The 21,560-nt window shown below is 27.8% G+C and carries 21 protein-coding genes and 1 tRNA gene; 20 read left to right on the top strand and 2 right to left on the bottom strand.

Features of this window, described 5'->3' with window-relative positions; translation table 11 throughout:
• Window positions 1-23 precede the first annotated feature (23 nt).
• From JYG23_RS06215 to JYG23_RS06190, 6 genes are all read left to right on the top strand, one after another.
• Complete coding sequence (locus JYG23_RS06215) at window positions 24-2,306, top strand: Tex family protein (protein ID WP_207237622.1); 2,283 nt, start codon at window positions 24-26, stop codon at window positions 2,304-2,306.
• 12 nt (window positions 2,307-2,318) lie between these two features.
• The gene (locus JYG23_RS06210) at window positions 2,319-2,948 is read left to right on the top strand and encodes an HAD family hydrolase (RefSeq protein ID WP_207237621.1); all 630 of its coding nucleotides are present in this window, start codon (window positions 2,319-2,321) and stop codon (window positions 2,946-2,948) included.
• Between the two features lie 210 nt (window positions 2,949-3,158).
• Complete coding sequence (locus JYG23_RS06205) at window positions 3,159-5,030, top strand: ATP-dependent helicase (RefSeq protein WP_207237620.1); 1,872 nt, start codon at window positions 3,159-3,161, stop codon at window positions 5,028-5,030.
• 270 nt (window positions 5,031-5,300) lie between these two features.
• Window positions 5,301-6,068: a radical SAM protein gene (locus tag JYG23_RS06200; RefSeq protein ID WP_207237619.1), complete on the top strand. Its 768-nt coding sequence runs from the start codon at window positions 5,301-5,303 to the stop codon at window positions 6,066-6,068.
• Window positions 6,069-6,143: 75 nt separating this feature from the next.
• Window positions 6,144-7,487: an MATE family efflux transporter gene (locus JYG23_RS06195; protein ID WP_207237618.1), complete on the top strand. Its 1,344-nt coding sequence runs from the start codon at window positions 6,144-6,146 to the stop codon at window positions 7,485-7,487.
• 85 nt (window positions 7,488-7,572) lie between these two features.
• Window positions 7,573-8,298: an N-acetylmuramoyl-L-alanine amidase gene (locus JYG23_RS06190; RefSeq protein ID WP_207237617.1), complete on the top strand. Its 726-nt coding sequence runs from the start codon at window positions 7,573-7,575 to the stop codon at window positions 8,296-8,298.
• A 66-nt stretch (window positions 8,299-8,364) separates the two neighbouring features.
• On the opposite strand, the gene JYG23_RS06185 is transcribed toward JYG23_RS06190, so the two are convergent.
• Window positions 8,365-8,670 (bottom strand): cysteine-rich small domain-containing protein, encoded by a 306-nt coding sequence (locus tag JYG23_RS06185; RefSeq protein WP_207237616.1) that lies wholly within the window; start codon window positions 8,668-8,670, stop codon window positions 8,365-8,367.
• A gap of 132 nt (window positions 8,671-8,802) precedes the next feature.
• On the opposite strand from JYG23_RS06185, the gene JYG23_RS06180 reads away from it, so the two are divergent.
• From JYG23_RS06180 to rsfS, 6 genes are all read left to right on the top strand, one after another.
• Window positions 8,803-9,201 carry a PTS sugar transporter subunit IIA gene (locus JYG23_RS06180; RefSeq protein ID WP_207237615.1) on the top strand — a complete coding sequence of 133 codons (399 nt, stop codon included), beginning with the start codon at window positions 8,803-8,805 and terminating at the stop codon, window positions 9,199-9,201.
• Between the two features lie 17 nt (window positions 9,202-9,218).
• On the top strand, window positions 9,219-9,701 hold the full coding sequence (locus tag JYG23_RS06175; RefSeq protein WP_207237614.1) for a PTS sugar transporter subunit IIB: 483 nt from the start codon (window positions 9,219-9,221) through the stop codon (window positions 9,699-9,701).
• A gap of 2 nt (window positions 9,702-9,703) precedes the next feature.
• Complete coding sequence (locus JYG23_RS06170; protein WP_207237613.1) at window positions 9,704-11,173, top strand: PTS system mannose/fructose/sorbose family transporter subunit IID; 1,470 nt, start codon at window positions 9,704-9,706, stop codon at window positions 11,171-11,173.
• A 113-nt stretch (window positions 11,174-11,286) separates the two neighbouring features.
• Window positions 11,287-11,892, top strand: a complete 606-nt coding sequence (gene nadD / locus JYG23_RS06165; RefSeq protein ID WP_207237612.1) for a nicotinate-nucleotide adenylyltransferase — start codon at window positions 11,287-11,289, stop codon at window positions 11,890-11,892.
• 20 nt (window positions 11,893-11,912) lie between these two features.
• Window positions 11,913-12,416 carry a bis(5'-nucleosyl)-tetraphosphatase (symmetrical) YqeK gene (yqeK, locus tag JYG23_RS06160; RefSeq protein WP_207237611.1) on the top strand — a complete coding sequence of 168 codons (504 nt, stop codon included), beginning with the start codon at window positions 11,913-11,915 and terminating at the stop codon, window positions 12,414-12,416.
• A gap of 40 nt (window positions 12,417-12,456) precedes the next feature.
• Window positions 12,457-12,825 (top strand): ribosome silencing factor, encoded by a 369-nt coding sequence (rsfS, locus tag JYG23_RS06155; RefSeq protein WP_242631643.1) that lies wholly within the window; start codon window positions 12,457-12,459, stop codon window positions 12,823-12,825.
• A 27-nt stretch (window positions 12,826-12,852) separates the two neighbouring features.
• Here rsfS and JYG23_RS06150 read toward each other — a convergent pair whose 3' ends face one another.
• Window positions 12,853-14,163, bottom strand: a complete 1,311-nt coding sequence (locus tag JYG23_RS06150) for a D-alanyl-D-alanine carboxypeptidase family protein (RefSeq protein ID WP_207237610.1) — start codon at window positions 14,161-14,163, stop codon at window positions 12,853-12,855.
• 152 nt (window positions 14,164-14,315) lie between these two features.
• Between JYG23_RS06150 and JYG23_RS06145 the strand changes: the two genes are divergently transcribed.
• From JYG23_RS06145 to JYG23_RS06110, 8 genes are all read left to right on the top strand, one after another.
• Window positions 14,316-14,957, top strand: a complete 642-nt coding sequence (locus JYG23_RS06145; RefSeq protein ID WP_207237609.1) for a helix-hairpin-helix domain-containing protein — start codon at window positions 14,316-14,318, stop codon at window positions 14,955-14,957.
• 23 nt (window positions 14,958-14,980) lie between these two features.
• Window positions 14,981-16,027, top strand: coding sequence for a selenide, water dikinase SelD (gene selD, locus JYG23_RS06140; protein WP_207237608.1), 1,047 nt, complete (start codon window positions 14,981-14,983; stop codon window positions 16,025-16,027).
• A 24-nt stretch (window positions 16,028-16,051) separates the two neighbouring features.
• Window positions 16,052-17,449: an L-seryl-tRNA(Sec) selenium transferase gene (gene selA / locus JYG23_RS06135; protein ID WP_207237607.1), complete on the top strand. Its 1,398-nt coding sequence runs from the start codon at window positions 16,052-16,054 to the stop codon at window positions 17,447-17,449.
• Window positions 17,450-17,464: 15 nt separating this feature from the next.
• Window positions 17,465-19,381 (top strand): selenocysteine-specific translation elongation factor, encoded by a 1,917-nt coding sequence (gene selB / locus JYG23_RS06130; RefSeq protein ID WP_207237606.1) that lies wholly within the window; start codon window positions 17,465-17,467, stop codon window positions 19,379-19,381.
• A gap of 198 nt (window positions 19,382-19,579) precedes the next feature.
• Window positions 19,580-20,266, top strand: coding sequence for a response regulator transcription factor (locus JYG23_RS06125; protein WP_207237605.1), 687 nt, complete (start codon window positions 19,580-19,582; stop codon window positions 20,264-20,266).
• Between the two features lie 81 nt (window positions 20,267-20,347).
• Window positions 20,348-20,445, top strand: a tRNA-Sec gene (locus JYG23_RS06120).
• Between the two features lie 326 nt (window positions 20,446-20,771).
• Window positions 20,772-21,152, top strand: a complete 381-nt coding sequence (locus JYG23_RS06115; protein ID WP_207237604.1) for a universal stress protein UspA — start codon at window positions 20,772-20,774, stop codon at window positions 21,150-21,152.
• Window positions 21,153-21,164: 12 nt separating this feature from the next.
• Window positions 21,165-21,476 carry a YkvA family protein gene (locus tag JYG23_RS06110; RefSeq protein WP_207237603.1) on the top strand — a complete coding sequence of 104 codons (312 nt, stop codon included), beginning with the start codon at window positions 21,165-21,167 and terminating at the stop codon, window positions 21,474-21,476.
• Window positions 21,477-21,560: the final 84 nt, after the last annotated feature.

The raw sequence follows: 21,560 nt of genomic DNA, 5'->3' as shown, positions 1-21,560 counted from the left end.
ATTATTAACAAGGGAGAATTAAGATGTCGGAAATAATAAACTTATTATGTAAAGAATTTAATTTAAAACTTCAGCAGGTGGAAAATACAGTAAAATTAATTGATGAAGGTAATACTATACCTTTTATTGCGAGATATAGAAAAGAGCAAACTGGTTCTTTAGATGATGTTGTTTTAAGAGATTTGTATGAAAGACTAATTTATCTTAGAAATTTAGAAGATAGAAAAGTTGAGATTATAAGATTAATTGATGAACAAGGAAAATTAACTGAAGAATTGAGAAATGAAATATTAAAAGCAGAAGTTCTTCAGAGACTAGAGGATTTATATAGACCATTTAAACAAAAAAAATCAACTAGAGCATCAAAAGCAAAAGAAAAAGGACTAGAACCACTGGCGCTAATAATTTTAGAACAAAATTCTACTTCTGAAGATTTTGATGATATGGCTAGACCTTTCGTAGATGTAGACAAGGGAGTCAAAAATACTAAGGCAGCATTTGCTGGAGCTATGGATATTATAGCTGAAAAAGTTTCGGATAATGCGGAGTATAGGAAAAAAATCAGAGAAATTTATTTAGCAGATGGTACTATTTTTACAGAAGCAGTGGATGAAGAAGAAAAAACAGTTTATGAAATGTATTATAAATATGAAGAAACTGTAAAAACAATTGCGAATCATAGAGTGTTAGCTATAAATAGAGGAGAAAGTGAGAAAAAGCTTAAAGTTAAGCTTAAAACTCCTGATGATAGAATAGTAGATTATCTATTGACAAAAGAAATTAATAATGACAATGCGTCAACATTTAAGTTTTACAAATCAGCTATAGAAGATGGCTATAAAAGGCTTATTGCTCCTTCAATTGGGAGAGAAGTTAGAAATATATTAACTGATAAAGCTGAAGAAGAAGCAATAAAAGTATTTGGTAAAAATACTAAAAATCTTCTTTTGATATCACCAGTTAAAGATGTAAATGTTCTTGCTGTAGATCCAAGCTTTAGAACAGGTTGTAAACTTGCTGCACTTGATGGTACGGGTAAACTATTGGATTACTGTGCTGTATACCCAAATGAGCCTAGAAATGAAGTCGAAAAGTCGCAAAAGCTAATGACGGATTGGATTAATAAATATGACATTGATATAATTACAATAGGAAATGGAACTGCTTCTCGTGAAACAGAAAAAGTTGTAGCTGATATGTTAAGTAAAATTGATAAAAAAGTTACTTATACAATAGTTAGTGAGGCTGGTGCTTCAGTTTATTCAGCTTCAAAATTAGCTCAAGAGGAATATCCTGATTTAGATGTTACTATAAGGGGTGCAATATCTATAGGGAGAAGATTACAAGATCCTTTAGCTGAGCTTGTTAAAATAGATCCTAAAAGCATAGGTGTTGGTCAATATCAACATGATGTAAATCAAAATAAGTTGGGTGGTGCGCTTGATGGAGTTGTAGAGGATTGCGTAAATAGCATAGGCGTTGATTTAAATACAGCTTCTACAGCATTATTACAGTATGTTTCAGGTGTATCAAAATCAGTTGCAAAAAATGTGGTTAAATACAGAGAAAAGAATGGCAAATTTTCTGATAGAAAGCAATTAATTGACGTTAAACAATTAGGAGAAAAAGCATTTGAGCAATGTGCAGGTTTCTTGAGAATTTCCGATGGAGAAAATCCTTTAGACAAAACTTCTGTTCACCCAGAATCGTATGAAACTGCAAAAGCTCTTTTAAAAAGATTAAATTATACAATAGATGATGTTAAACAAAGTAGACTTAGAGATATTAATCAAAGAATAGCAACTTTGAAAATAGAAGAAAAAAATAAAAGCTCGAAAATTGTATCAAATGGTAAAAGATTGAAAGGTCTTGAATCATTAGCAATATTAAAAGTTAAAGAAGAAAAGAAATCTGCTAAAGAAATGTTTGATGAAAGAATAAAAGTATTAGCAGACGAATTTAATATTGGTGTACCAACATTAATTGATATGGTGGCTGAACTTAAGAAGCCTGGTCGTGATGTTAGAGATGAAATGCCAAAGCCTATATTTAGAAACGACATATTAAAAATTGGAGATTTAAAAGAAGGAATGATTTTATCAGGTACTGTTAGAAATGTTGTCGATTTTGGTGCATTTGTAGATATAGGATTAAAAAATGATGGTTTGGTTCATCTTTCAGAAATGTCTGAAAAATACATAAAGCATCCTTTTGAATTAGTGCAGGTTGGCGATAACGTAACTGTTAAAATTAAATCAATAGATATTGAAAGACAAAGAATTGCATTGACAATGAAAACTAATTAATTGGAGATTATAATGATAGAAGCAGTAATTTTTGATTTTGATGGAACGTTAGCGGATACTTCTGAATTTATACTAAATTCTTTTCAAGCTGTATATAAATTGTTTCAAGGTGAAGAAAAACCATCTGAGTATATCAGTGAATTTTTTGGGGAACCATTGAAAACAACCATTGAAAGAGAATTCAAAGAACCTTTTGAAGAAGTATTTGACAAATATAAAAAATATCAATCTGAGAAATTTAGTATAGATGTAAAACTATTTGATAATGCAATAAAAACATTAGAATATTTAAAAAACAGAAAAATAAAATTGGCAGTAGTTACATCTAGAATGAGAAATTCAATTTTAAATGCTTTGAAAGAATTAAAAATTAATCAATATTTTGAAGTGATTATTTCAGTTGATGATACTGAAAATCATAAACCACATAAAGAACCACTAATGAAAGCTATGACTTTATTAGGTGTAAGCAATGAAAACACACTTTATGTAGGTGATTCAAAGTTTGATATGGAGTGTGCAAACAATGCAAGCACTCTATCAGCACTTACTGGATGGCATTCAGGAGCTGATAAATTAAAAGGAAAATATTTAATAGATTATGTAATTGATAATTTATGGGATATAACAAATATAGTTTAAATTAAATTGTTTGGAGGTTATTTTATGTACGGTGGTATGCAAAAAATGAAAAAAGCTGTTTGCTTTATACTAGCAGCTCTAATGGTTTTATCAGTAGTAGCATCGGGGTTAGCAATATTTTTCTAAAAAAATAAAGTATAATTTTTTTAAAGTAAATTAATTAACCAGTAATAAAGGATATTAAAAGTTTTTTAACTTTTAGATTATGATATGAATTATTTTGAGTATTTAGAAACAAATAAGAAAATAAAACTTAATCCTGAGCAAAAAAAGGCTGTTAGCTTTAATCAAGGTAATGCATTAGTACTTTCTACAGCAGGCTCTGGAAAAACGACAGTTATAGTTGCCAGAACAGGTAGACTTATATACGAAAAGATTTCAAAAAAGAAAATTTTAACTATAACATTTTCAAAAATGGCGGCTGAAGATATGAAGAGTAGATTCAGCCTTGTTTTTGATGATAGCTTTAGAAGCAAAACATATTTTTCGACTATTCATTCTTTTTTATATAAAATTATATTAGATTATTTCAGAAAGAAAAACATAAAATTTACCTTATTAGATAGTAACTTTAAGATTATTGGGCAAATACTTAAAGAGCAATATTCAAGAGAATATTTTAGTACTGTAAATGATGATGAAATTGAAAATATAGTATCAAAGATAAGTTTTATTAAAAATATGATGATTTCTTATGATGATATTGATACCTATGGCTTTGATGTGAAAAATTTAAAAGATATATGCTTAAAATATGATGAGTTTAAGAGAAAAAATTTATTGATGGATTTTGATGATATATTACATTACGGATATAAGCTTTTATCTAAGGTTAGTTATTATAAAGATAAACTAATCAATGAATATGATTTTATACAAATTGACGAAATGCAAGATACTTCGAAAATTCAACATGCTATTATAAGACAAATTTCAAGTAATAATTTGTTTATGGTTGGAGATGATGACCAATCAATATATTCTTTTAGAGGAAGCTTTCCAGAGTATATGTTGAATTTTAATAATATTTATAAAGATGGTAAAGTATTTTATCTAAGCAATAATTATCGTTCGGATGGAAATATAGTTAAAATATCAAAAAGGTTTATAGAAAATAATACTACAAGATATAAAAAACCAATAGAAGCAATAAAAGAATGCAAAAACGAAGTGAAAATCATAAAAGCAACTAGTAGAGCAGTACAATGCAAATATATTATTAGAGAAATTAAAGAAACAACTGGCAAAAGCATTGGTATTTTGTACAGAAACAATATTTCTTCTTTGATAATTGCAAATTCACTTTATGAGAATAATATTAGTTTTTATATAAAAGATAATAAAACAAAATTTTTTAAAAGCTTTGTACTATATGACGTGCTTTCATTTATAAATCTTGCTATAAACAGCAAAGATAGAGATGCATTTTCAAGAATATATTATAAAAGCTATACTTACTTTAATAAAAATATGTGCAATTTTGTTTTGAACTATGATAATGATAAATTATCTGTATTTTCTATACTAAAAAGGTGTCCGAATTTACAGTACTATATGTTAGATAGGATTGAAAATTTTGAGTATGATATAAGAAAATTAGAAAAGCTACCTCCGAAAGATATCATAAAATTCATAAAAAGAGATTTAGAGTATCTAGGTTATCTTGAAAAACTGGATGACGATGGTCGAAACAATTTGTCATCTACGTTGATTATTCTTGAAATACTTGACGAAATTGCAGGCTACTGTAGAGATATACAAGAATTTAAAGATAAGATTAATAGTTTGCAAGGTATATTAACTGAATCATCTAAAAATAGAAATTCAGCAATAACCTTGTCCTCTATACATAGCTCAAAAGGACTTGAGTACGATATAGTTTACCTCATAGACAATATTGATGGAGAATTTCCACCAGATAGACGAAAAGAATCAGTTGAAGAATATTTGAAATCGTTAGAAGAGGAAAGAAGAATTTTTTATGTAGGGCTAACAAGAGCAAAAGAAAAATTAAATATTATAGCTCCATATGTTCCATCAGTTTTTGTTGATGAGTTAACAAAGAAGAAAAAAGCAAAATAGCAGGATAGTTTTTAATAAATTACCTGCTATTTTATTATGTTTTTTTGCTTAATTAACTCTTAAATTTAATGTTGCTAATTATAGTATTTATGATATTATTATAGTGATAAATTAAGATAACAATATATACGCTAGTATAAAATAATAAATAATAGACAGGAAGGAAGAAACGTGTATTCATATCCATTATACAGACCACCAAGTGAGGCATATAGCCTTATTATTCAAATTACAGAAGGATGTTCTTATAACAAGTGCAGATTTTGTTATATGTACAAAAATAAGCCCTTTAGGGTTAAATCTGATGAAGAAATAGATTCGCACCTTGAAAAATTAAAAGATTATTATAAGACTCCGCCAAAAAGGGTGTTTTTGGCAGATGGAAACTTTATGTGCCTTAAAATAGAAAGAATATTAAGTATAATAAACAAGGTTAAACTAAGTTTTCCTGAAATTGAAAGAATAAGCTCTTATTGTTCTGCAAATGATTTAATAAATAAATCAAGTAAGGATTTAGCAATTATAAGGGAAGCAGGCTTAAGTATGTTATATATAGGTGTTGAGAGCGGTTCTGACAATGTTTTATCTTATGTCAACAAAGGCGCAAACTCATCTCAGATGATTGAAGGTTGTGGAAAAGCAAAAAATACAGGATATATTTTATCGTGTATGATAATTTCAGGACTTGGTGGAAAAAAATACTTTCAAGAACATGCCATAGAGTCAGCAAGAGTAATTTCAGCAATTAATCCTGACTATTTTGGGTTATTAAGCTTAACTCTTGATAAAGAATCCGATTTAATGAAGGATATCGAGGACAAGAGATTTATATTGCTTAGTCCAAAAGAAATTGTTGAAGAAAACATTATAATGCTAAAGAATTTAGAATTAACAAACTGTATTTTTAGAGCAAACCATATATCAAATCATGTAATACTAAAAGGTACTTTAAATAAAGATAAAGAAATATTATTGAATAAACTTATAAAAATTAAAAATGATAAAAACTTTATATCAAATTCATTAAAAGGATTATAAAATAGTAGGATATTGGACTAATTATTTTTAAACACTAAAAAATAATTTTTAGTTTACAACGTATGAAGGGGAGACATGAAAGAAAGAATTGACTTATTAAAAGGTAACATATTATCGACATTAACGAAATTAGCAATTCCTATTATGGGTACTTCACTTATTCAAATGGCTTATAATATGACAGATATGATTTGGATAGGTAGAGTAGGTAGTAAAGCTTTAGCTGCAGTAGGTACCGCAGGAATGTTTATGTGGCTATCACAGGGATTAATAACATTATGTAGAATAGGTGGACAAGTTAAGGTTGGACAGTCACTTGGTGCTAACGATATTAATCTTGCGAAGGACTATACAAAAACTGCTATACAAATGGGTGCGATTTTGGCATTGTTATATACTTTAGTTATGATTGTGTTTTCAAAGCCACTTATAGGATTTTTTAATTTTTCTGAAATAGATGTAATTAATGATGCAAGAATATACTTGATATACATTAGTATTGGTCTTGTTTTTACATTCTTAAATCAAATAATTACGGGTTTGATAACAGCAACGGGCAATAGTAAAACACCATTTCTGGTTAATTCAGTAGGCTTAGTTGTAAATATTATATTAGACCCAATTTTGATATTTGGTATAGGCATTATACCAAGCTTAGGTGTGATAGGCGCTGCTATTGCAACAGTTTTAGCTCAAGGAATAGTTTTTTCATTGTATGTACATTATATGAGAAATGAGAATTTAATATTTGTAGATTTAAATGTATTCTCTAAAATAAAGACAAAATTAGTAAATGATATAGTAAAAATCGGATTGCCACCAGGGGTTCAAAGTGCAATGTTTACAATTATTGCTATTATAATAGCTAGAATAATTGCTGATTTTGGTTCAAGTGCTATAGCGGTGCAAAAAGTAGGTTCGCAGATTGAATCAATGTCTTGGATGACTGCCGATGGATTTGCCAGTGCATTGAATTCGTTTATATCTCAAAATTATGGGGCTAATAACAACGAAAGGGCTAAAGAAGGTTATTATACATCTATCAAAATCAGTATAATTTTAGGATTATTTACAACCTCACTTTTAGTTTTTTTACCAGGACCGATTTTTTACATATTTTTACCTGAAAAAGGGCTTTTACCTTTAGGTATCGATTATTTGAGAATACTTGGATATTCACAATTATTTATGTGCACAGAAATTGTAACAAGTGGTGCTTTTGCTGCATTTGGAAGGACTACTGTTCCTTCAATAATAAATGTTGTGTTTACAGCTATCAGAATTCCTATGGCGATAGTTTTAATTAAATTATTTGGTGGACTAAATGGAATATGGTGGGCACTTACTATTTCGAGTGTAATTAGAGGAATTTTACTTCCTTCTATGTTTGTATATTTTCTTAAGAAAAATAATATATAGTAAGTATATTATTTAATACATTAACCTAGCTAAAGTCTCATAAGATTAATTATAGATATAATTAATCTTTTTTTTTGGAGGAGTAATGGAGAAAAAATTAGAAAGTGTTAATATAGTATTTTTAATTGCCATAATTATATTATTGTTAATAAATGTAGTGTTTTATTTTGTATATAAGAATACTGAAACAGAGAAAACAAATGTAGATGTTGTGGAAGATAAGATTAGCATATTAATAGATCCTGGTCATGGAGGTGTTGATTCAGGTGCTGTTAACAAGTATGGAGAGCACGAGGCATTTCTAAATTTAAAAATATCAAAATACCTAATGTCATTTTTAGATAGTACTGGTTTTAATGTTGAAATGACAAGATACACAGATGATGCTTTGTATAATCAAGGTGCAAATACAACAATTAGAGAAAAGAAAAATGAAGACTTAAAGAATAGAGTAGAATTAATCAATAATTCAAATGCCGATATTGTTGTATCCATACATTTAAATGCTTTTTCACAGGATAAGTACTATGGAGCACAAACATTTTACAAAGCAAAGGACGAAAATAGTAAAAAAGCGGCACAAATTATACAAAAGAATATGAAAAATATTTTAGACAAAAATAACAATAGGGTACCTCAAATAAAAAGAGACGTTAGAATTATTGACTGCGCGACAAAACCAATAGTGCTAGTTGAATGTGGTTTTGTTTCAAATCCAACTGAAAGCAAATTACTCTGTACGAAAGAATATCAAGAAAAAGTTGCATGGGCTATATATTCTGGACTTTTAGAATATTTTTCAGGAAAATAAATTAATATAAAATAATTGCATAATAAATGTATAAAAGGGAGGTGTTACTACCTCCCTTTGTATGTATTAAAAATCACTACCATTATCTAAAACTTCTTTCATTTTAGACATTATTCTTTCATATGAACCTTTGGCATGAGGTACTAAACAATTTGAACAATCTTTAACATCGTGGTTTTTAACGAAATTACCACCGCATTTGTCCTTTAGCATATACAATGGACAATAACAAAATAGACAGTTAAAGTTTTCTATATCATCAGTTTTATGACATGGAAAGTATTCACATTCTCTGTTTTGAAAAAATTTATAATGCTCAGTTTGTTTCTTGTTACTATCATTACAATTATTTTTACAATTATCTTTACACATATAACCTCCTAAATTGTCAAAAAAATATTTTTATAATTTATTATAACATTAAATTTTAAAAAAAGAAATTATATGTTATAATAAATTTTGAATAACTGAGAAATCAAACAAACATACAGGAGGATAAATGTAATGATAAATATATTAATAGTGACACATGGAAATTTCGGAAAAGAGCTACTTAAAAGCGCTGAATTGGTTATTGGAAAGATAGATAATGCTGAATCAATTTCATTTAATAAAGGTGAAAGCTATGATGAACTAGTAAAATGTGTAGAGGAAGCTGTTGAAAGACTAAATAAAGATGATTTGATAGTGTTTACTGATATGTATGGTGGAAGCCCATTCAATGCAGTAGCAAAACTTATGAAAAACAATAATTTTTATCATCTAACAGGAATTAATTTCCCTCTTTTTATAGATATTGCAATTAATAGAACTTCATATTCAATAGAGGAAATTGCGCAAAAGGTAATAAAAAATGGTAAGAAAAGTATAGTGTTTGTAAATGAAAGATTTACATTTGACTAAAGCGGAGGATTAAATTAATGAAAAATGTTATTTTGGCAAGAATAGATGACAGATTGTTGCATGGTCAAGTTGTAGTGTCATGGATACCTAAATTAAATGTAAACGAGGTGTTGGTTATAGACGATGAAAGTGCACAAGATGAATTTTTAAAGGAACTAATCAAAGCTACAGCTCCTGATAATATTTTAGTAAATATTTTAACAATTAATGAATCTATATCATACTTAAGTGAACAAACAAATGGTGAAAAGATATTAATTCTTACCAAAAAAATTTCTAACCTTTGTATTTTAATTAATAATAATATTGATATTAATAGAATAAATCTTGGCGGATTAGGATTTAATAATGATAGAACAAGATATTTGAATTTTATATCACTAAATGATGAAGAAAAAAATTTATTGATTGAGCTTGATAAAAGTAAAAAATGCAGTTTGGAAATACAGATGGTACCAAATGATAAAAAATATATTCTTAGTGAATTATTGAAGGGTTAATTATGAATATTGTAAATTTCATATTAATTAGTTTAATATACTTTTTAGGAAGTAGTACATCTTGGACGTTTGGAGTAGGGTATTATACATTATATAGGCCTGTAATTGCTGGTGGGCTTGCTGGAGCAATATTTGGTGACGCAGTAACGGGTTTTTTAGTAGGAGCACTTGTAAATGTAGTATATTTAGATTTTGTGTCAACTGGTGGAAGTTTAAAGGGTGATCCATGCTTGTCTGCAATAATAGCAGCTATAAGTGCTATTTTATTAAAAATTGGAGTGTTAGAGGCGTTAGCAATAGCATGGCCAGTTGGATTTATAGGAGTGTTAATTTGGAAGTATCGTTTAAAGGTGAATATATGTTTTGTTGGTAAATTTTCTAAAAAAGCTGCCAATAAAAAAGCAAATATATTTCTATATAATGTATTATATCCACAGTTACTTTTGTTATTGTCTTGTGTAATTATTATATTAGTTAGCTATGTAATTATTAAATTACTAATGGTAATAATAAACTTACGCTATGGTGTATTTACTTACATTTTGATGTTAATAGGTTTAGTTTTAGTTTTTAATTTTATAATTTCAAATATTAAAAAAATTAAAAAAATAAATTTACTTATTATATTTGTATTTGCTCTTTTAGTATTAGTTTTTACAAAATCAATTAGTATACTTTATTTATGCATTGGATTTTTATTATACTTAATGTATAAGGATTTTAAATTGATTAAAAAAGCTAATAGAAATGATAATTATACTATAAAATATAAAGATTTATTAAAATCTTGGGTTGTATGGATGAATTTTTCTCATGCTTGCTACAATTTTGAAAGAATGCAAGGACTTGCATTTGCACATTGTATGAAAAATATTATCAATATATTATATATAGATAAAGAAAAAAGGCTTGAGAGAATAATATATTATACAGATTTTTTTAATACCGAGCCTAATTTGGGAACACCTATACATGGTTATGTCATATCACTTGAAGAAAAGTTTTCTAAAAATGAATACAATGGAGATATAAATACACTAAAAAGAAGCATGATGGGAGTTGTATCAGGTCTGGGTGATTCATTTACTCAAACAGTATTAACACCAATTTTTATTAGTATTTGTGTTGTCTTTGCATTTAATAAAAATATATATGGTGTTATTATTACAGCTTTGGCACTATCATTTGTTATACTTTATATATCTTACACAGGTTTTATAAAAGGGTATTATAATCAAAAAAATGGTTTAATGGATAGGATAAATGAAGTAAAACAAAGCCATATAAAAAGAAATTATAGTTTGATAAATATAGTGTTATTTGCATTGATTACCTATAATTCTTTAGCTTTGATAAATAGTTTAAAACTTAGAGCGACTGACTTATTTATATCAATAGGTATAACAATTATAATTAGGTCAACCGGTATTTTATATAATATTATCAAGAACAGAAAAATTAAAAATAATTAAGTATAATTTACAATGCTGTTAAATAGTCATCTAAAAATCAATCTTGCATATTTTAAATAGATGATATATAATAAAAATTCAGAAAAATCGCAATTTACTTAGGAGATGTTAATATGTCAACATTAAAATATGGTATTATGGGTGGAACATTTAATCCGATACACTATGCACATTTATTTATAGCAGAAGAGGTTTTGGATAACTTTAAATTAGATAAAATTTTATTCATGCCTACCGGAACACCACCGCATAAACAAAATATTAATATAGATGCTTTTCATAGATATACTATGACAAAGCTTGCTGTATCAAATAATCCTAATTTTTTAGTTAGTGATTTAGAAGTTTTAAATAGCAATGTAAGTTATTCTGTAGATACTATTAGAAAATTAAAATTAAATCATCCTGATATAGAGTTTTATTTTATTACAGGTACAGATGCTATTTTGGAGCTTCCAACATGGAAAGAACCACGTGAATTATTGTCATTATGTAAATTTGTTTCTGTAAACAGACCTAATTATGTAGATGAAAATTTAGTAAATAAAATTAATATAATCAAAAATAATTTAGGTGGAGAAATATTTTTGTTAAATGGACATGATATTAATTTGTCTTCTACTCAAATTAGGCAAAGAGTTAGAGAAGGTAAAACAGTTAGATATTTATTACCAGATTCAGTTAATGATTACATACTAAAAAACAAATTATATGTCTAATAATTTAACGAGGTGTTAAAATGGTGGATATAGAACAAATGCAAATAAAATTAAAAACTCAAATTGGAGAAAAATTGTTTTTTCATTGTAACAATACTATGAATACAGCAAAAGAATTAGCATTATTTTATGGTGTGGACACTGAACAGGCTTCTATTGCTGGATTATTACATGATTGCGGGAAACTAAAAAATATAGGTTCTCTTGAACATGCTGCTTTAGGTAGTAAGTTAGCCAACACAGAATATAATATTGAAGATAAAGAAATTTTAGATGCCATACTTTATCATACAACTGGAAGAAAAAACATGACTATGCTTGAAAAAATAATATATATTTCTGACAAAATTGAGCCAAATAGACATTATTATGGTGTAGCAGAATTAAGAAAATTAGTGTATAATGATATAGATTATGCAATTATTAAATCACTGGAAAATACATTTTCATATTTAAAATCTAAAGATATAGAAATAGACAAACAATCAATTGATACCTTGGAGTATCTGAAATGCAATAAATAAAATATAATAAATATATAATATTTATTATTAGGAGGAAATATTGGTAGATATAAAAGACAAAATTAAAATGATATTAGAAGCATGTGATGATAAAAAAGGATACAATTTTTCAGTAATTGATATTTCAAAAGTTAGTTCAGTATGTGATTATTTTGTGATATGCAATGGTAGTAGTGATAGACAAACACAGGCTATTGCAGAAGAGGTAGAGTTTAAAGCTGAGCAAGCAGGCTGTGAGGTATACCACAAAGAAGGAATGAATACTGGTAGATGGATACTTATAGATATGGGTGACATTATAGTACATGTATTCCATAAGGATGAAAGAGAAATCTATGATTTAGATACACTTTGGAATGAAGGTGAATTTATAGATTCTGAAGAATTTGGAATTAAAAATTGGAAATAAACAAAAATCCGGCTAATAGCCGGATTTTTATTTATTTAAATATTCTTTTCTTCTTTTAGCACGTTGTTTTTTCTTTCTTTTTCTAATTATATTAATTCTTATTCTATTATAAATAGCAAAAACTATGAATGCTATAACCAAACCAGATGAAATACTTAATATTGTTTTAGTAGTGTTGGATTTATCTTCATTTCCTATTGTATTTGTAGTTACAGACTTAGGATTGACTGTTGTAGTAGAAACAACATTAGTTGACGCTACAGATTTGCCATCTTTAAAGTATTCAATTTTACCAACTATATCGCCTTTTTCTATAGGTAAAGAAATATTTTTATATATTGTAGTTTTGGGTGTTAAATTCGAGGTACTATCTTTTGCTTGTACTATATTTACGCTTGTTTCAGTAACTACTGGTATTTTTTTTGTATCATCTAAAACAGAAATCTCATCAACAAATTCATTTGCATTTACTATATTAACAATTTTAAAATTGTTGAATCCATAATTAAGTAAATTATGCGTATCTGTGTACAATTGTTCTCCAGTACCCTTTAGTACAATTGCAACAAGCGACAATCCGTTTTTCTTAACGTAAGATATTAAGCAATTACCAGCTTCATAAGTATATCCATTCTTAATTCCTAGAGTACCCTCGTATTCACGAGTTACATATTTTCCATCAATATACAGATAATTAGGGGAAGTATTTAACAATAAATTGTTAGTAGTTATAATTTTTCTGGCTTCCTTTTTATTAGTAGCTGGTATTTCATACCTTGGAGTTTTAACTATTTCACGAAATGTTTCATTTTTCATAGCGTATGTAGTAATTTTAGCCAAATCCTGTGCTGTTGTATAGTGGTTATCATCATGTAATCCATGTGGATTCACGAAATGTGTATTTGTAGCACCTAATTCAACAGCTTTGTCATTCATTAGCTTTACAAAACCTTCGATACTTCCACCATAATGCTTTGCTATAACAGCGGCGGCATCATTTGCAGAAGGTAGCAGTAGTGCATATAGTAAATTTTTAAGAGTTAGTTTCTCACCAGGCTCAAGAGCTACGTGGCTGCCATAAATTTCAAATGGTGTTTTATCATCAACGGTTATGACATCATCTAACTTGCCAAGTTCCAAAGCTAATGTAGCAGTCATTATCTTTGTTATACTTGCGGGATACATTTTTACATCAGAATTTTTTTTATATAAAACATCTTGTGTTTTCAAATCGAATAGTAAAATTGCTTCACAACTAGTACTTAAAGCGTATATGTTGGTTAAGTTAGATAATAGTAATGATATAAGTATAAAAAAAGCAAAAAATTTTTTTTTCATTAATTAGCTCCTATATTAATGTGTGTATGTACAATAATTGCACACAAACAATATTATACCAGAAAAATTATAAAAATAAAATTAAAATTTTTGTAATTTTTTATAATATTGTGTATAATTAGATGGGAATTTTGTTTTAGGGAGGGGTATGTATGAAAAATGATATTTATAAAAAAGGATTAGTATTGTTATGTTTAATAATTATTGCTATAATAACGATTGTGGGGTACTATATATCTAAGGAAGAGCAACAAGTAGAATCTATAAGTAATAGTGAAATTGAAGAAAAAAACATTGAAGACAGTGAAAATACTGAAAAACAAAAGCAAACCATTAAAGTTGATATTGGTGGTGCAATTAAAAATCCAGGTGTGTATGAATTGAAATATGGTTCAAGGGTAGATGATTTAATACTAATGGCTGGTGGAATTACAGAAAATGCAAATTCGGATTATATATCACAGAATATAAACAAGGCTAAAGTTTTAGAGGATGAAGATAAGGTATACTTACCAAATATGGATGATGATGTAGATCAAATAAAGTTTATTGAAAATAACAGCAAAACTAATGATAATTGTGAAGATAACAAAAGCATTACCAATAAAATAGACATTAATATTGCTTCGAAAGAAAAACTTATGACACTAAATGGTATAGGTCAATCATATGCAGATAGAATTATTGAATATAGAAATAAACATAAGTTTAATAGTATTGAAGAAATTATGAATGTAAGTGGAATAGGCGAAAAAAGATTTGCAAATATAAAAGACTTTATAAAAGTCGATTAAATATATTATAAGGTGGTACATTTATGAGCAAAAAAGAAGTTAGATTAACACAAATGACAAAAACTGCTGGCTGAGCAGCTAAAATTGGTCCTGAGACCCTTGCACAAGTTTTGTGTAAGTTACCTAAATTTAAGGATGATAAATTAATAGTTGGATTAGAAACATCTGACGATGCAGCAGTTTATAAAATAAATGATGAAATAGCAATGATTCAAACAGTAGATTTTTTTACACCTGTAGTTGATGATCCATATGTATTTGGACAAATTGCAGCAGCAAATTCATTAAGTGACGTATATGCAATGGGAGGAGAGCCAAGACTTGCTTTAAATATTATTGGGTTTCCAAATTGCCTAGATCCGTCAGTTATGGCTGATATATTGAGTGGTGGAGCATCCAAAGTTATTGAAGCAGGTGCTACATTGGCAGGTGGACATTCGATAGAGGATGATGAACCGAAATATGGATTATGTGTGACAGGATTTGTAAATCCAAAAGGAATATTTAAGAATTATGGAGCGAAACCAGGTGATGTATTAATCTTAACAAAGCAGGTAGGTTCTGGTATTGTAAACACAGCAGCAAAGGCAGATATGGCTTCAAAAGAGATTGTAGATGAAGCTATAATTGTTATGACATCTTTAAATAAAAAAGCAAAAGAAGTATTTGAAAAATACAATATTAGTAGTTGTACTGATATAACAGGGTTTGGTTTGATAGGTCATGGCATTGAAATGGCTGAAAGTAGCAATGTTACATTCGATATAAATATAAAAGATGTTCCAATGATATCAAATATTATTGAATATGCACAGATGGGGCTTATACCTGCTGGGGCATATAAAAATCAAGCATACTTTAAGGGTAAAGTTAACTATAATGAAGTAAAAGAAGAATATATAGATGTAATGTTTGACCCACAAACATCAGGTGGACTTTTAGTTAGTGTTAATGAAAATGAAGCCGAAAGTATTATAAATGATTTAGAAAAATCAGGTATTGATACGAAATTTTCAATAATAGGAAAGGTTGTTGAAAAACAGGATAAATATATAAATTTACACAATTAACATGAGAAAAGGATAATTTAAATAATGAATAAGAATGCTTATTTTAGAAATATTCCAAAAGTAGATATACTTATTGAAGATGAAAGAATAAAGAATATTATTAAAAAAAATGATAGAGATTTAGTGATAGAAATTATTAGGGAAAGAACTGATGAATTGAGAAAATTCATAACCAATTCTGACAGTGAACAAGCTATAGAAGAAAGAATAGCCAATCTAATCGTAGATATAGTAAAAAGTGTTAATAAAATAACTGAACTAAACATGAAAAAGGTTATAAATGGTACAGGAACTATTTTACATACTAATTTAGGAAGAGCTATAATATCTGAAAAAATAGCGGATAGAATTAAAGAAATTGTTACAGGTTATTCTAATTTAGAGTATGATATTGAAAAAGGCGAGAGGGGAGAAAGATACTCTCATTTCGAGGATATTGTATGCAGAATAACTGGGGCTGAAGCATGTATGGCAGTTAACAATAATGCAGCAGCAGTAATGTTAATTCTTAGTACTATGGCTAAAGGCAATGAAGTAATAGTATCAAGAGGAGAATTAGTTGAAATAGGTGGTTCTTTTAGGGTGCCAGATGTTATGATTCAAAGTGGTTCTAAGCTCGTAGAGATTGGTACAACCAATAAAACACATTTATCAGACTATGAAAATGCTATAACAGAGGAAACGAAGGCTTTCCTAAAAGTTCATACTAGTAACTATAGAATAGTTGGATTTACAGAGTCTGTAGGAATCAAGGAACTTAGTGAATTAAGTAAAAAACACAGTTTGCCAGTTATCGAGGACATAGGGAGTGGAGTTTTGATAGATTTGAGTAAATATGGTTTGGCTTATGAGCCTACTGTACAAGAGTCAATAAGAAATGGTGCTGATGTAGTATGCTTTAGTGGCGACAAACTACTTGGAGGCCCACAGGCAGGAATTATTGTTGGGCGTAAAGATTTAATTAACAAAATGAAGAAAAACCCGTTAACTCGTGCTATGAGGATAGATAAATTCACAGCAACAGCATTAGAAGCAGTTTTTCATGAGTACCTAGATGAAGAAAGTGCTATAAAAAATATACCTGTACTTTCAATGATTACAAGAGATATTAAAGAGATAGAAAAGCAAGCAGAAAGTTTGATGACAAAATTATCTGGCTGTAAAGAAAAGGCAACGATAGAAATAGAAGATTGTTTATCACAAATAGGTGGTGGTTCATTACCACTTGAAAGAATAAAAAGTAAGTGTATATCTATAAAACCTAATAGTATTACAACACAAATTTTTGAAAATAGGCTTAGAAATTCTCAAATCCCAGTTATTATTAGAATTGCTAATGATAAGGCCATAATAGATATGAGAACAATAGCTACAAATGAAATAGAAATACTTTCACAGACTATAAAAAATGCATTTATTTAACGGAAGGAATTATTTATGAAGAATATTATAGTAGGTACTGCGGGCCATATTGATCACGGAAAGACAACTCTGATAAAAGCAATGACAGGAAAAGACACAGACAGATGGGAAGAAGAGAAAAAAAGAGGAATTACTATTGACTTAGGTTTTGCTTATTTTGATCTTCCAAACAAAAACAGAATTGGTATAATCGATGTACCAGGTCATGAAAAATTTATAAAGAATATGTTGGCTGGAGTTATCGGTATGGATTTGGTTTTACTAGTTATAGCTGCTGATGAAGGTATTATGCCTCAAACTGAGGAGCATATAAATATATTGAATTTACTTGGTATTAAAAATGGTATAGTTGTTTTAACGAAATGTGATTTGGTAGATAAAGAATGGTTAGAGCTTGTTAAGGATGATATAAAGGATGAATTAGAAGATACATTTTTTAAAGATTCACCCATGATAGAGGTATCCTCTGTAACAAGACAAGGAATTGATGAGTTGATAAATAAAATTCAAGAACTTACAAGTGAAAATTTAGAAGAAAGAGATATTACTACTATTCCTAGATTACCTATTGATAGAGTATTTTCTATTTCTGGATTTGGTACTGTTATAACTGGAACATTGATTTCAGGACAAATAAAAAAAGGTGATGAACTCGAAATTTATCCTGTAAACAAAGTATGTCGAGTTAGAAATATTCAAGTACACGGAATTGATATGGAATGTTGTTTTGCAGGTCAAAGAGCAGCTATAAATTTATCAAATATCAAAAAAAAGGAATTATATAGAGGTTGTGTTTTAGCACCTATCAATAGTATGAAAAATACTATGATGCTTGATGTTAAAATTAATTTGTTAAAGTCTTCAAAGCGTATTATAGAAAATAGGAGTAGATTACATCTTTATACTGGTACAAGCGAAGTATTGTGTAGGATTGTTTTATTAGATAAAGAATTGCTATCTCCTGGAGAAAGCTGCTATGCTCAATTAAGACTTGAAGAGGAAATAGCGGTTAGAAGAGGGGACAAGTTTATTGTAAGATTTTATTCACCTATGGAGACAGTTGGTGGAGGAGAAATAATAGAGCCAGTTCCAAATAAAAAAAAGAGATTTGATAATGAATTAATTGAAATTTTGAAGATTAAAGAACAAGGTTCTCATACAGATGTTATAGAGAATATAATTCTTGAAAATAGCAAAAACATACCAACTATAGGTGAACTAGCTAAAATCACAGCGCTTTCATTAGAAGAAATGAGTGAAAATATAAAGAAGCTTGACGAAGAAGGCAAAATAACTATATTCAAATTAAAAAAAGATAGGTATATATGGCATAAAAGATACGAAAGACAGATAGAGGATGAAATATGCAAATTTATCGGAGACTATAATGTTGCAAACCCATATAAATATGGTATTAAAAAATCTGAAATAAAAAGTAAATTCTTTTTAAAATTAAAGCAAAATGTTTTTGATGAAATAATAAATAATATGATAAACAAAAATCTAATCAGTCAATTTAAAGATTATTTATTTTTAGCTGAATATATCATAAAAAAAGACGATAAATATAATGTACTTTATAAAAAAATAGTGAATTTAATAAATAAATCTAAGTTGGATTTTGTTAGATTAAGCGAAATACTAGCTTTGGATAGTGATAACATTAGTTTAGAGGATATACTAAATTTATTACTTGATACAGAAGAAATTGTAAAAGTTTGCGAAGATACATTTACATCATCAACTATCATTGAAAATACCAAGACATGTATCACAGAATACTTAGAGAAAAATGGTAAAATAACAGCAGGTGAGTGTAGGGATATACTTAATACAAATAGAAAATCAGCAATATCACTACTTGAATATTTTGATAGCATAAAATTTACGAAAAGAATCGAAAATGATAGAATTTTAAACAAGCTTAACTAAACTCAATTTAAATTATTAAAATACTTGACAAATAAGATGAAATAAATGTACTATTATGATAAAAATTTAATTTTTGTAACAACTATCCTACAAAATTGTAAAAAATAAGTATTAATTAGTTATGATAATATATATAAATGTTATAAATTGTTATAAAATACTATAAATGCAAATCGAGAAGTATTAGGAGAATATATTATGAAGGTACTGTTAGTAGATAATGAACTTATTTCAGTTAAAAACTTAAAATATAGCCTTGAACAGGACGAATATGAAGTTGTATCTGTATTTGAAGGTAAGGAGGCACTAAATATTATTGCAACTGAAGAATTTGACATTATCATACTAGAATTGATCTTACCTGATTTTGATGGTTTGGAAGTATGCCAAAAAATAAGAGAAAAATATAATATACCAATAATTATTTTAAGTTCAAAAAATGAAGATATGAATAAAATTTTAGGTTTAGAATACGGAGCGGATGATTATTTAACTAAACCATACAATATTTTAGAATTAAAAGCAAGAATAAAAGCAATACTCAGAAGAACTAAATTTAATAACCAAAAGCCAAATGAGCAAACAATACTTGCAGATGATTTTGTAATTAATACATTAGGTAGAAAAGTTAGCATTGGTAGTAAGAATATTAATTTGACTGCAAAGGAATTTGATTTATTGCTTTTACTTGCTACAAATCCAGGTAAAATCTATTCAAGAGAGGAGCTTTTAGAAATAATTTGGGGATATGAGTATTTTGGAGATTTAAGAACAGTAGATGTTCATATTAGAAGACTAAGAGAAAAAATAGAAAAAGATTCACATAACTATGAATATATACTGACAAAATGGGGCTCAGGATATTATTTTAGAAATAAGAAGTAAGTAGTAAGCAAAAAAAGTGGAAAGTTACTAAAAAATAACAGTTGATAGTACAAGGGAAATATGTTATATTATCAAAGTAATGGGAGTAGATGAGTGCTGGTGTGCTCCCCGGTCTTCAACACCGCGTGTTGGGCGTTAGTAGCGTCCTAGGTGGGTTCGATTCCCACATATTCCCGCCAAAGGGAAAAAGCTAAGGATTATTATAGTATATTCTTAGTTTTTTTTTATGTTTAAATATCTTTTGTTTAGTTTAAATATTTCTTAAAGATTGGAATGTTATAATACATACATATAGTTGTGTATATTACAATGAAAATTAACTGACTTAATATATATATTATTTAAGATTATTATTTTAATAATCTTGAAAAAGAAATAGAAATAATATATAATGTATATGAAATTATAAGTCAATAGTAACAAACATGAGGAATGTATAATTCATTGTTTAATTATTAACAAAGTATTGGATGAATAAATATAATTCCTAAAATAAGGAGATAATATGCAAAAAAATATAATGGTTTGTGTGACACAACAGAGAACTTGCGAAAAACTTATAAGAACTGGGTATGAGTTGTATAAAAAGGATTTAATTGATGACAATAATGCATTATATGTAATTCACGTTGTAAATGAAAATGACAAACTTTTATTTAATTTAAGTGATGGTGATGCTCTAGAATATTTATTTGAGATAACTAAAGAGTTGGGTGCAGATTTAGTGATTAAGAGGTCAAAGGATGTAATAGCATCTTTAGTAGATTTTGCAATGGATAAGAATATAACACATATTGTTATAGGTAACACAACAGGTATTACAGCATCAAGAAATTTTGAACAAAAGCTTAGAAAAAAAATAAGTAGTGTAAAATTTATATCGTAAAGGATATTTAAAATGAGTATTTTTATGAGATTGAGATTAATGATTAAATTTTTATTTGACAAAAACATACCACTAAGAGACAAATGGTGGATAATTTTACCTGCCATTTATATTATAAGTCCGATAGATTTAATTCCATTTCCGATTTTGGGATTCTCATTAATAGATGACTTAGTAGTACTTATTTTTACTTTACATATGATTCAAAATAAAACTCAAAAGTATTATGGAGATAATACAACTGAAAGTAAAAAGACAAAAAAAGATTTACATGGTAAAGAAATTATTGAAGATGTAGAATATAAAGTTGATGATAATAAGTAAAAGATTAAGATGATGTTTATCTTAATCTTTTTTTTTGAAAAGTAATTGGATATTTACATCCTTCTATGTAAAATCTTAACTTTT

This window comes from Sedimentibacter sp. zth1 (assembly GCF_017352195.1).
In the GTDB taxonomy this organism is placed as follows: domain Bacteria; phylum Bacillota; class Clostridia; order Tissierellales; family Sedimentibacteraceae; genus UBA1535.
The sequence above is the reverse complement of the archived record's forward strand: the minus strand, read 5'-3'. Positions and strand labels throughout refer to the sequence as shown.